General features: G+C 72.1%; 3 protein-coding genes and 1 pseudogene. 2 read left to right on the top strand and 2 right to left on the bottom strand.

What is annotated here, in order from left to right:
- Positions 1 to 472: 472 nt before the first annotated feature.
- Both ORI94_RS22015 and abc-f read left to right on the top strand, forming a co-directional pair.
- Positions 473 to 7,699, top strand: coding sequence for a LamG domain-containing protein (locus ORI94_RS22015; RefSeq protein ID WP_266078343.1), 7,227 nt, complete (start codon positions 473 to 475; stop codon positions 7,697 to 7,699).
- A 261-nt stretch (positions 7,700 to 7,960) separates the two neighbouring features.
- Positions 7,961 to 9,316 (top strand): annotated as a pseudogene (gene abc-f / locus ORI94_RS22010) (ribosomal protection-like ABC-F family protein); the annotation flags it as partial.
- Positions 9,317 to 9,584: 268 nt separating this feature from the next.
- On the opposite strand, the gene ORI94_RS22005 reads toward abc-f, so the two are convergent.
- Both ORI94_RS22005 and ORI94_RS22000 read right to left on the bottom strand, forming a co-directional pair.
- Positions 9,585 to 10,469 carry a C40 family peptidase gene (locus ORI94_RS22005; protein ID WP_266078341.1) on the bottom strand — a complete coding sequence of 295 codons (885 nt, stop codon included), beginning with the start codon at positions 10,467 to 10,469 and terminating at the stop codon, positions 9,585 to 9,587.
- Between the two features lie 151 nt (positions 10,470 to 10,620).
- The gene (locus ORI94_RS22000) at positions 10,621 to 14,526 is read right to left on the bottom strand and encodes a helix-turn-helix domain-containing protein (protein WP_266078339.1); all 3,906 of its coding nucleotides are present in this window, start codon (positions 14,524 to 14,526) and stop codon (positions 10,621 to 10,623) included.
- Positions 14,527 to 14,576 lie beyond the last annotated feature (50 nt).

Here is a 14,576-nt window from a genome sequence, read left to right as displayed (position 1 = left end):
CACGTACGTGGAGAACCGTCGCTGTCCTTCATCGCGCGCGCAGTCATCAGAGTGCGCGGCTACGGCTGGCGAACGAAGCTCGCCTTGAAGGGCGTGTCCGCCGCGGTTTCCACCTCGCTTCCTGACTTCTGTGGTCATCTGCATTGGGAGAGGTGCTGGATGGCCAATTGCCTGTAGGTCGGTGGCCGGATATCACATGAGTGCTCTTTTCCGGATTCATGGCGGTACGTTGAGTGACTGGATCGCGGTCGGATCCGCCCAACCGGCGGATCCGCAGGCATTCAGCCTGATCTCGGCCTCAGTGGGGGTGCCGGGTGGGCCTGTTGCGAGGTGCTGTCGCAGCCATGTGCCACGTCCCTGATGGGCGGCCGGCGGCGGGTAGTGACCGCCCTGCGAGGGCGGAGCAATGTCGCTTCGAGGAATCGGCCCGCGGCGCGGGACGCCAGGGCCTTGACAGTCAGGGGTGGAACACTTGCAGAACAGGGCATTGGTGCGGACGTACCGGGACCGGTCGTACGTGTCCACGGCGATGGTGCGGCACGGGGGGACGACCGTGGCGTTCGCCATGGACCACAAACGCCGGATCTACTACAGCGTGCTCGACCTCGAGCAGGCCTCGGCGAAGAAGGGCGACCTGGACTCGGCCTACTGGAATGCGGAGCCGGCACTCCTGCCGTTCCCGTCCGAGTTCGTCGACCCGTACGCGGACGTCCCGGTGGCGTACCCGATGCCGGTGGTGAAGGCCGGCGGTACCGCCGAGGTCCACCCGCAGGAGCTGTACGGCGCGGAGACCGACCCGTTCCTGTCGACCACGGCGCGGCTCACCGCTGCCGTGCCCATCCAGGTAGTCTCGGACGGCCGGTACATCCTGGTGTTCCGGCAGTCGATCGCCACGGGCCACGCCGACATGGTCTACCGGACCAACGGCAACGCCCTCACCGGCGACACCTCGCGGACCGACCTGGTGACCGTCGGCGGGGCGAAGGCCGCGGCCGCCGACGACTCGCTGCTGTGCGACCGCTACGCGCTGGTCGGCTCGGCGCTGAAGCCGGTGGTGGAGGCCCGCTACCAGCGTTCGCGCAGCAGGTTCACCCCGGCGGCGGGCGGCAACGACACCCTCGGCACGCGGGACATGGACGGCAAGCAGTTCTACGAGCCCACCACTGGGCTGTCGTTCCTGCCCCGGGTGACCGATGGCGGCTTCGCGGTGCTGCTGCTGCCGACCGAGGTCGAGGGCGTCTCGCGCTGGCAGCTGTTCGTCAACAACGCCGCCGAAAAGCGCATCGAGTCCTTCAACTGCGAGCGCACCGACGACGGCCTGTTCGACGTCGCCGGCACCCAGCTGTGGACCAGCCCGGACCCGCGGTTCCGCAAGTCCGTGCTGGAACGCGAACCCGGAACCGACCCCAACACCGGACGGCCCCTGGTCCCCGTCCCCGCCACCACAGACCGGGCCGGTACCGCGCTGCGCTTCACCGCCGGCACCCCCTCAGAAGTACGGATCGGCACCGACGCCCTGCCCGCGCCGAGCGGCGGCGCCACCTTCGAAGCGTGGGTGAAGGCCGACGCTCCCGGCGGCACGGTGCTCGCCTCGCAGGACGACGCCGCTCCGACCGGGTTCCGCCTCGGCCTGAACGGCCAGTACCAGCCGTACGCCGCCAACGGACCTCAGGGCTGGCAGCTCATCAGCAGACTGGCACTGACACCCGGCGTGTTCGCGCACCTCGCCCTCGTGATCGACGGCGGGGAGGCGGCCCTGTACGTCGACGGCGTCGAGACGGCCCGCACCACCGTGACCACCGCGCCCGTCCCCGCCTCCGCGCAGTTCCTCGGCCGCCAGGGAACCTGGAACGCCGCCAGCGGCCTGGGAGGCGACATCGACGAGGTGCGGATCTGGAACCGCGCCCGCACTGCTGCCGACCTCACCGACAGGGGCCGCCGGCTGCTCGGCACCGAACCCGCACTGGTGACCTACCTGCGCCTGGACGAAGGAAGCGGCAGCACCGCCGCCAACCTCGTGGACCGCCGCCGCGACGCCGCCGTCAGCGGCGCCACCTGGGTCGGCTCGGACGCCCCCGCCGGCGACGGGCCCGGACTGTCCCGCGACATTTTCACCATCAAGGGCCGCGAGGTGGTCGGCGGCCTGGCCGCGACCCTCTACTACCAGCAGGAACAGCAGCCCTCCGGCTACGGCACCGTCGCCACCGAGAAGCGCCAGGCCCGGATACTCCTCGCCTGCGCCACCTCCGGGCCCCCGCCACAGGGCAGCGCCATCGGCCGCAACCACCTGTGCACCCTCGACCTCGCGCTCGGCCGCGGCGGCCGGCTCGCCGCCCTGCCCCGAGAGGTGACCCTCGATCCGATCGGCGTCCCCGAGCCGACCAAGGACCTCGACCGGCTCGCCGCCGCCGAGGCCAAGCTCACCGCGGCCCGGACGCAGCTGAGCGCCGACCGGGTGCTCGCCAACCGCATCAACGCCACCCTGGCGTACATCGAGCACATCCGCCCCATGGGCTTCCGCCGCGCCCAGCGCGAGCAGCTGATCAACGAGGAGATGCCGAGGCTGTACGCCGCGCAGGCCCGCCTCGGCCAGGACCAGGCCCAGGTCGTCGTCGCGGAGTCCGAGCTGGCCGCGCTGTCCGGCGGCCTGCGGGGCGGCGCGGAATCCGTGCTGCCGGTGCCGCGGATCGCCGTCGACCGGGCCGGGCTCAGTGCCTACGGTGCGCTGCTGACCTTCGCCTGGACGGACCGGGCACCGTCCCTGCTCGACAGCGCCAACGGCGACGTGGTCCTCTACTACGCGGGGGCCGACGGACAGTTCTTCTCGGTCTACTACCCGACCACTGTCTCCCGGGCCTCCCGCGGCCTGACCGCCGGGACCGGCACCGTCTCCGTGATCGCACGTGACCCGGGCGCCCGCCTCGCCGACTTCACGCTCACCGTCGCCGCCGGCAGCACCGCCGCGGCCTGCACCGTCACGGTGACCTCGGGATCGGCCATCGAACGGTTCCCCGACGTGCCACGCGCCGTGGGCGACTTCGCCCGCGTCCTCAACGGCCGCCGGATCGACGGAGTGCTGCTCGGCCGGATCAGCGTCGCCCAGGACTCGGTGCTGGAACTCGCCGAACCCCTCACCCAGGGCCTGCCGGCCGGTGCGGCCGTCGCCGTCGGCGGCCGGCTGCGCACCGTCGCCGATGCCATCGCCACCGGCAGCAACAAGATCACCCTGACCGCGGGCGGCCTGACCGACACCCGCGGCCGGGACCTGCGCACCGCCCTGTACGACTACGCCAGGGCCACGTGCACCACGCCCGGCGTCTCGCTTGCCGCCGGCTCCCGCACCGTCGGCGTCACCACCATCGACGCCCCCGCGGACCAGCTGGTCGCCGACGGCACCGCCGCCGACGGCGCGCAACCGCTGCTGCCGCGCTGGCGCGGCGATGCGCCCGGCCGGGCGCTGACCTTCGGCCAGGCCGGCCAGCGACTGACACTCCCACAGGCACAGTGGCCCAAGGTCGCCCCGGACGGCGACTTCACCGTGGAAGCCTGGATCAACCCGGCCAACGTCCCCAACCGGACTCGCATCTGGCACGCCAACACCGGCCCCGTCCCGTACTCGCTGGCCCTCGACAAGGCCTCCGAGAACAGCGCGATCCGCAACGCGGGAATGATCACGGTCAGCCGTGAAATACCCCTGGCCGGAAGGGACTTCACCATCGAAGCGTGGATCCGCCGGGAGCCCGGCAACATCACCGCTCCTCTTCTCCACGGCATGAGCGGGAATCGGGCCCTCACCCTCGTCATCGACGACAGCAACCGGCTGCGCTTCGGCTGGAGCACCGCCACGGGGACGGACGAGTTGGTCGGCGGGCAGGACGACTTCGCCTGGCACTGCTGGAGCGCGGTCTACGAGGCCGCCACCCGGCGCCGCACGCTCTTCCGTGACGGCGTGCAGGTCGCCCAGGACGTCGCCGCGGCGCCCTACGAGGGCACGGGGACGAGCGGGCTGGCGGTACGGGACGGAGCGTTCGACGAGATCCGGGTGTGGGGGCGGGCCCGCAGCGCAGACGAGATCCGGGCAATGGCCCGGCGCCGGCCGACCGGACGGGAACGCGACCTGCTGGCCTACTGGACCTTCGCAGACGGCATCACCACGGACCGGACCGGCCACGGCTACGACGGCGCCCCGTCCGCGACGTTCACCGCGGAACCGTCCGCACCGTGGGGCTTCAATCTCGTCGCCGCCGTGGGAAGCCAGGTCATGGCCAGCCAGGCGGGGTTCCCGGTGGCCGACTGGAGCCACGTGGCCGCGTCCTTCCGGCAGGACTGGGCGCTCGCCCTGAACGGCACCGGATATCTGGACGCCGGCGGTCCCGAGGGCCTGGACCTGGCGGACGAGCTGACCATCGAGGCGTTCCTCAAGGTCGACGCTTTCGGCGCGCCGCAGGGCCTGGTCAGCAAAGGCGCGCTCGCGACAGGCGTGGACGACGCGGTGCCGTACGCGTTCCACCTGACCGCCGACGGGCAGCTCGCGTTCACCTTCGAATCCGGCGACGGCCGGGCCGGCTCCGAACGCACGTACAAGTCCGGGACGCCAGTGCCGCGCGGAAAGTTCGCCAAGGTCGCCGTCACACGCTCCGGCGAGGACAAGGACGGCCAGGTCCGCATCCAGTTCTACATCGACGGCGTGGCACAGTCCGGCGACAACGGCGTCTTCAAGGGCGCCAAACCCGTCGGCAACGACGCCCACTGCGAGATCGGCCGCTACCGCATCCGGAACACCGCGTTCGGTCTGCGCGGCACCCTGGCGCAGGTAAGGATCTGGAACACCGTCCGCACCGCCGAGCAGATCGGTGCTCCGATCAGCCCCGAGGCCAAGGGCCTGGTCGCCTGGTGGCGCTTTCCCGAGCGCTTCGGTGCCGTCACGGCCGACGCCTGCGCCACCTACCCCGCGCAGCTGCGCGGCGCGACCCGGGTCCGCACCCCCGACCCCGAAGGCAATCGCATCACCCTCTACCACAACGGGGTCTCCTCCACCTCCGTGCCCCTGGTCAATAGCATGCTTTCCGTCTTCGGGGCTGCCCAGGTCACCGTCGGCGCAATGCAGCATGACGACGGCAGCTGGGGCGAGCTGCTGGAGGGCGGCCTGGACGAGCTCCGGGTATGGCGGACGTGCCGCACCCAGGAACAGATCCTCGACAACATGTTCACCCGCCTGCGCAGCAAGCAGGAGGACCTGCTCGCCTACTACCCGGTAGACCCGGACTCGGCGAAGCCCGGCGCGACCGTCCTGGACGCCGGACCGGCCGGCTGCCACCTCTACCCGTCCTCCCCGGCACCCGGCGTCGCCGTCTCACACGCCCCGATCAGCGACGACAGCGCCGAGGTCCGCTCCGCGCTCACCGGCGCCCGCACCGTCTTCCAGAGCTACATCACCGCCACACCCCGCGTCGGTGAGTACGCCGACCTGCAGACCGACCACGACGGGCTGCGGTTCGGGGTGATGAAGCGCGCCTACTCCTGCGTCCAGGACGGCTCCTGGTCTCTGGTCACCGGTTACAAAGTCGGCGACCTCACCACCACCTGGGTCGGTCAGGCCCAGTTCGCGCCGCAGCTCGTCGGCTACCTCGAAGGCGCTCCGCCCGTCCCCTCGGAAAACCTGGTCAAGGGCGCCGGCGACGACTTCAAGGACGCCGCCTCGGTGAAGTTCGTCCAGGCCAACTCCGTCACCAACACCCTGGCCGGGGAGAGCAAGAACAGCTTCGACGCGTCCGCGAAGTTCTACATCGACACCTCGTACAGCGACGACACTTACCTCGTGGCCGCCCCGCTCGGCGCGGGCACCGCCAAACGTGCCAGCTCCTCGGCAATGAACCTCAACATCAGCGGGGAAATCAAGGAGAGCAAGGGCTGGAGCAACGAGACCCAGATCACCCAGAGCACCAATACCACCCGCACCAGCGAGGTAAGCCTCTCCGGACACTGGGAACCCGACGACGCCAAGAAGCAGGTCAACCCCACCGTCGGCCGCCGATGGGTACCCGCCAACACCGGCTTCGCCTTCGTCCAGTCCGACACCGCAGACCAGTACGCGCTACGGCTCAAGCACAACGGCGCCCTGGTCGCCTACCGGATGGTCCCCAACCCCGACATCCCCACCGACTGGAACATCATCCCGTTCCCGATCAACCCCCGCTACACCAAACAGGGCACCCTCGACGGCCTGATCGGCTACGCCGCCGACCCCGCCACCGGCGCCCTCCAGCCCTTCCCCGACCCCGACTTCCCCAAAGCCGGCATCGGCGACGCGTTCAGCTACTACCGGCCCCGCGAGGCCTACGCCCTCAAGCGCCGCATCCAGCGCGAGGAACAGCAACTCCAGGGCTTCTACGAGACCGTCGGCTCCGACCCCAAGAGCCCCGACCCGATCGCCGCCGCCGCCGACCGAGTCCTCAAGGGCATGATGGGCGGCACAGGCACCGGCACCGGTCTGACCGCCACCACCGGGGACACCGCCGCCGCCCGCTCCGCCCAACGCTCGGCCGCCAAGCGCAACATTGCCAACACCTACGTGTGGACCGCCGCCGGTGGCCTGTTCTCCGAAGTCACCAGCACCACCGACCAAGTAGTGCAGACCACGTCCGGCGAGTACAGCCTGTCCGGCAGCTCCACCTACACCAACGACTACTCCTTCGAAGCCATGGGTGTTGGCTTCAAGGCCGGATTCGAGATCACCCTCGGCGGCGGCTACAGCCTCACCCGCCGAAAAAACAAGGACTCCCAGCGCACCTTCAGCCTGGAGGTCACCGCCAAACCGGGGTCGGACCTGCAGAAACAGGACGCCGGAAATCCCGTCTTCGACGCCAGGAACCAGCCCGTGCTCGTCCCCGGCCGCGTCGACGCCTACCGGTTCATGACCTTCTACCTCGACACCTCCAGCGACAACTTCGAGGACTTCTACGGCAAGGTCGTCGACCCCGAATGGCTGGAGACCGGCACAACCGCCCACGCCCGCGAACTCGCCCGCGCCCGGCAGACCGACCGCAAACCGCCCTGCTGGCGCGTCCTGCACCGCGTCACCTACGTCAGCCGCGTCCTCGACACCACCTCCGGCGGCGCCACCAGCTACGCCAAGGCACTCGGCGCACTCGGCCTCACCAGCGATCACCAGCTCTTCCAGAAACTCGACCCCTACCTCACCGGTGCCACCAGCCGCCTCGCCGACCTGACCGCCGCCACAGCAGCAGCCCTCGCAGCCCACTTCCCCACCCTCGCCCCGCACGCCGCGACCATCACCGAACGCCTCGCCGCCTACCACCAGGTCGCCGACGCCGCGGGCCCGCTCGCCCACTACACCCCCATCAGCGCCCCGAGCTCGCCTGCACCGACCGCCCCGCCCGCCCAGACTCCGCGCGCCGCGCTCACCCTGCCCTCCACCTCCATCGCCCGCGGCACCCGGCTCACCATCGGCTACACCATCCCGCCGGAGCAGGCCATGCCCAAGAACTGGGCTGGCGTCTTCCCCGCCGGCGCGGCCGTCGACTCCGGCGCCAAGGGATGGCAGTACACCCCCGACACCGCAGGCAACATCGGCATCCCGAACTCCGAGAACCTCCCCGCCGGCCGCTACCAGATCTGGCTGCTCGCCAACGACGGCTACCTTCCCCTCGCAGGCCCGTACGACCTGACCCTCGCCTGACACTTGCCGACGTCCGAACGGCCCCCGGTCGGGGGGTCGTTCCGACCGGTAACGCATGATCGGCCTCGACGAGCGCGCTGCGGTGGACTAGGCCCCCTGGACGAAGCTGCCATCGGGGACTACGCGGCTCCGCTTCGGCCTCCCCAGATCCGAGACCACCGCCGTCATGACACGGTCGACCCACCCACCACGGCTGCTCACGCCCCATGCCCCGGTTCCATCAGGCGATACGTCGCCCCACTGGCCCTGCATGTGCCACCTGCGGCGATGCGCGAGGCCGAGGCGGAACTGGCCGAGCGCGACACGGCCGGCCCCGGAACCGAGCTGTCCGCCGTCCTGGGGCGCTACGCCGGTCTGGTCGAGCAGTACCAGGCCCGTGGCGGCTACGAGGCCGACGTGCGGGTGGAGGTCGCGCTGCACGGCCTCGGACTGCCGAGCCTGGACCGCGGACGCAGGCTCGGGACCCTCTCCGGCGGCGAGCGCTCCCGTCTCGCACTCGCGGCGACCCTGGCCTCGGCGCCGGAACTGCTGCTGTTCGACGAGCCGACCAACGACCTCGACGACCGGGCGACGGAATGGCTGGAGGAGCACCTGCGGGGCCACCGCGGCACCGTGATCGCGGTCACCCACGACCGGGTGTTCCTCGACCGGCTCACCACCACGATCCTGGAGGTCGGCTCCGGCCGCGTCACCCGCTACGGCAACGGCTACGAGGGCTGCTTGACGGCCAAGGCCGTGGAACGCGAGCGGCGGCTGCGGGAGTACGAGGAGTGGCGCGCCGAACTCCACCGCAACCACGGGCTGATCGCCTCCAACGTGGCGCGGATGGACGGCATCCCGCGCAAGATGTCCCTCGCCGTGTTCGGTCACGGCGCCTACCGCGGGCGCGGGCGCGACCACGGCGCGATGGTGCGGATCCGCAACGCCAAGCAACGCGTGGCGCAGCTGACCGAGAACCCGGTGCCGGCCCCCGCGGACCCGCTGTCCCTCGCCGCCCGCATCGACACCGCGGGCCAGGAGGCGGCGGCGGAGACGGTGGCCGAGCTCGCCGACGTGCGCGTCGCGGGCCGGCTCGCCGTCGCCTCCCTGAGGATCCGGCCCGGCGAGCGGCTGCTGATCACCGGCCCCGACGGTGCGGGCAAGTCCACCCCGCTGCGGGTGCTCTCCGGGGAGCTGGAGGCGGACAGCGGCTCGGTGCGCGTCGGCTGCCGGGTGGGGCACCTGCGGCAGGACGAGACGCCCTGGCCGCCCGGGCCGACCGTGCTGGGGGCCTTCGCCCACGGCCGGGAGGGCTACCTGGAGGACCACGTGGAGAAGCTGCTCTCGCTGGGCCTGTTCGGCCCGTCCGAGCTGTGGCGGCGGGTGGAGGACCTGTCGTACGGAGAGCGGCGCCGGATCGAGATCGCCCGGCTGGTGAGCGACCCGATGGACCTGCTGCTGCTGGACGAGCCCACCAACCACCTCACCCCGGTGCTGGTCGAGGAACTGGAGCAGGCGCTGGTGGACTACCGGGGCGCCGTGGTCGTCGTCACCCACGACCGCCGGATGCGGTCCCGGTTCACCGGTGCCCGGCTCACCATGGACCACGGGCACATCGCCGAGTCCGGCGCGGGCTGAGCAGCCACATCCCCACGCGGGGCCCGGGCCCCGGGACCGTGGCGGTTCGTGTTCGCCCGGCCCGGACGCGGAGCTGCGGGCCCGGATGCCGAGCCGGGCCGGCCGGGGACGTCACCACCGTCCCCGGCCGGCCCGGGATCATCGGACGACCGGCCCGAGCGACCGGTCCGACCGGACGCCACGGGGCGCGTGCCCGACCGGGGCATCGGCGACCGGCCGACTCGGAGCGGGCCCCGGCGCCGGGTCTGCCGCCCCCGGCGCCGGCGCGTCACGGTGTCGGTGGCGTCGTCCTGCAGTCGGGCACGCCGTCGAGCCACGCCGGTCCCTTGATGTAGATGTTGGTCACCCAGGCCCTGTAGTCCGGCAGGTACGACCACGCGTCGTTGGTGTAGCCCTCGGAGGTGACCGGTTCGGCGTGCTTCTGGCACTGGACGCGGATGGTGGTGGAGTACGGGAAGGCGTAGACACGGGCGGCCCTGGTGGAGGGTTCGGCCTTGGTCCACACCCCGGTGCCCCAGGTCTGGTGGATGTGACCGGTGACCGGCCCGGTGTTGACGCGGACGGCGCCGAAGTAGTCGCCGTTCAGGCGGACGTCACTGACCATGAGCCTGGTGCCGGATTCCCTGGCCTCGACCATCTTGCCCGCGCCCAGGTAGATGGCGATGTGGTGCAGGTCCTGCGAGGTGCCCCAGGCGAGCAGGTCGCCCGGGAGCAGCGGGGCCAGGCCCTGGGCGGCGGTGAAGCGACCGGCGGCGCGGTGCGTGTAGTACTGCTGGCTTGCGACACCGTTGAGGATGTCGGAGCCCGCCGCCTTGGCGTACGCGTGGCGGACCAGGCCCGAGCAGTCGAAACCGAGCCGTTCGGGGTCGTGCTCGCTGTCCGGGTCGGTGGGGTCGACCTGGCCGTATGTGGCGCCCGGCTGGGGGCCGTGCCCGCCGCCCCACGTGTACCAGGTACCGGCCGCGACCTCGGCGCAGGCGGCGGCGATCGCGCGTTCGGCTGCCGCGGAGGCTCCGGGTGCGAGGGCGCCGCACGCGTCGGCGGCCGCACGCTGCGCGGGCGCCGCGGTGTTCGCGGCGGCGGACACCGGCGCCCAGAAGAGGAAGGCCAGTAACGCGACCAGTGTGCGGATGAGACCGGTCCGGCGAACCATGCCAGGACCCCCGTTTCCTGTGGGTGGTGAAGGGAGTGGTCGCACAGCAGCCTGCTGACCGTGCCTCGCGCTTGTCGAGATACAGGTGTCGCCTCCCGCCGATGGGCAACGGGAAACACCTGGGAAACCCCCTTCGATCAGGTGGTTGCCGTCACCCCCGGCCTTCGCAGGGCGCCCCGTCGGAGAGGGGGACGCCGGGCAGGAGCTTCGCGCGCTCGTCCGCACCGATGCTCGCGCGCAGCCGGCAGATCTCCGCCAGCTGAGCCCCGGGGTCGAGATCCCACAGCCGTACGGTGCCGTCCGTGCCGGCGCTGGCCACCGTGCGCCCGTCGGGAGCGAAGGTCACGCTCCACACCGAGTCGGTGTGGCCCGTCAGCGTCGCCCACGGACGCCGTCCGGGGACGTCCCACAGACGCACCGTACGGTCGTTGCCGCTGCTGGCGAGCGTGCGGCCGTCGGGAGCGAAGGCGATGCTCCGGGTGGAACCGGTGTGACCGGTCAGGACGGCCTCGGAGCGGCGTTCGCGGACGTTCCACAGCCGTACGGTGCCGTCGTTGCCGCTGCTGGCCAGCGTCCGCCCGTCAGGGGTGAAGGTCACGCTCCGCACCGCGCCCGTGTGGCCGTTCAGCGTGCCGAGCGGGCGGTGCGAGGAGACGTCCCAGAGCCGTACGGTCAGGTCGTCGGCGGCGCTCGCCAGAATCCGGCCGTCGGGGCTGAAGGCGACACCGTTGGCGAAGTCCCGGTGGCCGGTCAGCGTCGCCAGCGGCGCGCGCCGCGTCACATCCCACAGGCGCACCGTGCGGTCGGCGCCGGCCGAGGCGAGACTTCGGCCGTCGGGGGCGAAGGCGAGGGAGTAGACCTGCCCGGTGTGGCCGGTCAGGGTCGCCAGCGGCCCGCGTTCGGCCACGTCCCACAGCCGGATCGTGCCGTCGGAGCCCGCCGATGCCAGGGTCCGTCCGTCGGGTGCGAAGGACACCGAGAAAACCGCCTCGGTGTGCCCCCGGAGCGTCGCCAGGAGCCGGCGCCCGCTCACCTCCCACAGGCGTACCGTGTGGTCGGCGTCGGCGGTGGCCAGCAGTCTCCCGTCGGGGCTGTACCGGGCCTGCCAGACCTCCGTGAACGGACGGGCCGTCAGCGCCGGGCCGCCGAGGTCCCACAGGACCACGGACCGGTCGAAACCGGCCGTGGCGAGCAGGGTGCCGGCGGAGGTCACGGCCGCCCCCATCACGTAGTCGGTGTGACCGGCGAGCACGGCGGTCTGCCGGCCGCTGCGGACGTCCCACAGCCTGGTCGTCCCGTCGCCGACCGCGCCGACGACCGTGGCGCCGCCGTGCGTGTACGCGACGGCGTTGACGTCGTCGCTGCTCCCGGACAACGTCGCGCCGAGCCGGCCGCCGCGCACGTCCCACAGCCGTACGGTCCGGTCGATGCCCGCGGAGGCCACCTTCCGGCCGTCCGGGGAGAACACCGCGCTCAGCACTTCGTCGGTGTGCCCCTCGAGTGCGGCGAGGGGCCGGGCGCGGTCGGTGTCCCACAGCCGCACCGTCCGGTCGGCTCCGGCGGAGACCAGGGTCCGGCCGTCGCGGGTGTGATCCAGGGCGTTGACCGTTCCCTCGTGCCCGCTGAGGGAGGCGGTGACGCGGTGCGTGCGCGCGGTGTCCCACAACTGGATCGTCCCCTGCGCGGTCGCGACGGCGAGCCGGTGCCCCCGGGGGTCGAAGGACAGCGACCGGGCCCCCTTCGTGCTGTCGGCGAGCACGGCCTTCCTCCGACGCTCGGCGATGTCCCAGAGACTCACGGGCCCGCGCGTCGACGTCGCCGCGAGGGTGCGGCCGTCGGGACTGAAGGCGACCGAGCGGACGGGCCCGGACACGGCGAACGTGGCGGTCGTACGGCGGTCCGACACCCGTCGCAGGGTCACCGTCCCGTCGGAACTGGCTGTCGCCAGGGACCGGTTGTCCGGCGCGAAGACCACCGCGTTGACCGGCCCCCGGTGACCGCTCAGCCGGCCGGAGAAGGGCTGGGACTGCGTGCTCAGCAGCGCGCCGCGCGCTTCGGCGGTGGTGTGGGCCCGGTAGGCCTCCCCGGCCAGCAGCATCGACGCCTCCGGCTGGCCTCCGGCGAGCGAGGCGGACCGCACGGCGAGCGCCTGGGAACGCGCGACACGTTCCTGGCCCAGGGCGCTCTCGCGCTGCTGGTGGGCGAGGCCTCCGGCGGTCAGGGCGAGCCCCAGCAGGACGACGAGCGTGGCGAGCATCGACTGCCGGAGCCGGACCTGACGTACGGCCTGCCTCTCATGGCCTTCCCGCTCGGCCAGGCTCGCTCTGAGGAACGCTTCCTCGCCGGGGCCGAGCCGGCTCCAGCCGTCCAGTTCGTCGGCCCAGGCACCCACGGTGTTCAGCCGGGTGCCGCGGTACAGCGCGGACGGATCACGGCCTTCGCGCTCCCATTCGGCGGCGGCGTGGGCGAGTTGCTGGTGGAGCAGCAGCCCGGCGCGGTCGGCGTGGATCCAGTCCCGCAGCCGTGGCCAGGCGTGCAGCAGGGCCTCGTGGGTGATCTCGACCGTGTCGCTGTCCATGGTGATGAGCCGGGCCCGTACGAAGGCGTCGAGCGCGGCGGCCGCGCCGTCCGCGCCGGCGAACTGCTCCGTCAGGGCGGCCCTGCTCGTCCGGCGGCGGGTCGCCCCGCCGCCGTCCGCGACGTACACCAGGCGGGACAGGACGCGGCGGATCGTCTTCTGCTCGGCCGGATACAGCCGGGCGAAGACGCTCTCGGCGGTCCGCGCGATCGCACCCTGGATCCCGCCGGCCCGCTCGTACCCGGCCACGGTCAGCGCGGACCCCTCGCGCCGCTGCCAGGTGGCCAGCAGGGCATGGGAGACGAGGGGGAGCACGCCGGAGGGTGTCACGTCGGCTCCGGAACCGGCGTCCTTCCCACTGCCCCGCAGTGTGCTGCCCGGCTCGCCGCGCAGCCCCGCGTCGCGCAGGAGCAGGGGCACCAGGCCCGGCTGGAGGGTCAGTCCGGCGAGTTCCGCCGGCCGGGTGATGGACTCCCGCAACTCCACCACGGACATGGGCGGCAGCACGAACAGCCCGTCGGTGAGGACCGGGACCAGTTCGGGAAGGTCCAGACAGTTGCCGGTGAAGTCGGCCCGGACGCCGAGCACCACGACGGCGGGACCGTGTGCGCTCTCCTCCGGCCGGGAGGTCGCCAGCGCACAGAGCACCCGGACGAAGGAGCGCCGCTCGTCCTCGTCCGCGCAGAGGGTGAAAAGCTCCTCGAACTGGTCGACGATCAGCACCGGTCGACAGGGCGGGGACCGGCGTTCCCCGGGCGGCGCCGGCGGATCGTCCGCTGTCGCGCGTACGGCGTCCAGCACCGCGTCGGGGTTCTCGCGCACCTCCTCGACGGTGAGGGCGAGGTCCCCGCCCATCGCTTTCGCGGTGCGCTCCAGGAGCTCGTCCAGAGGCCGTGAGGTGGGGGTGAACGCCACCACCGGCCACCGGTCGGCGCCCGGCATCGGGAAGTCGCCGCGCCGCAGGGCGGGCACCAGTCCGGCGTTGAGCAGGGATGACTTGCCCGCGCCCGACGGGGCGACGAGCATCAGAGGGCCGCTTCCCACCCGTTCGAAGACCCGTTCCACCAGTGCGGCCGTCGCGCGCTCCCGGCCGAAGAACCAGTCCGCGGCCTGCGGGGTGAACACCGACAGGCCCCGGTACGGACACATCCCGTCGGACTGCCCCTCGGAAGCGGCGTTCTCGGCACCGCTCCCGCTGTCGGCCGGCGGTCTCTCCTGTACGAGCCTGAGCAACTCCCCCTCGGCGCCCAGTACTCGGTCACACAGACGGGCGACGTCGACGGTCGCCCGCTTCGTGCCGGTCTCGATCTTGCTGAGGTAGCCCTTGCTGTAATGCGTCTGCCGTGCCAGGTCGGTCAGCGACAGGCCACGCGCCTGTCTGAGTCGTCTCAGTTGCGCGGGAAAGGAGTGCGTGGTCGGCGCGCCCCGGTCCCGCCCGTTCCAGTGGTCAGCTTCGTGCCCGTGCTGCGGCTCTCCCACGGAGTCCCCCATGCGGTGCGGCCGTGAGACGGTGGACGCCCAGGTTACTG

Source organism: Streptomyces sp. NEAU-W12, from assembly GCF_026242095.1.
Lineage (GTDB): Bacteria > Actinomycetota > Actinomycetes > Streptomycetales > Streptomycetaceae > Streptomyces.
This window is presented reverse-complemented; position numbering and strand designations above follow the sequence as displayed.

Coding starts and splice junctions, on each gene's coding strand:
- ORI94_RS22005 (WP_266078341.1), bottom strand. CDS start 10,469: ATGGTTCGCCGGACCGGTCTCATCCGCACACTGGTCGCGTTACTGGCC.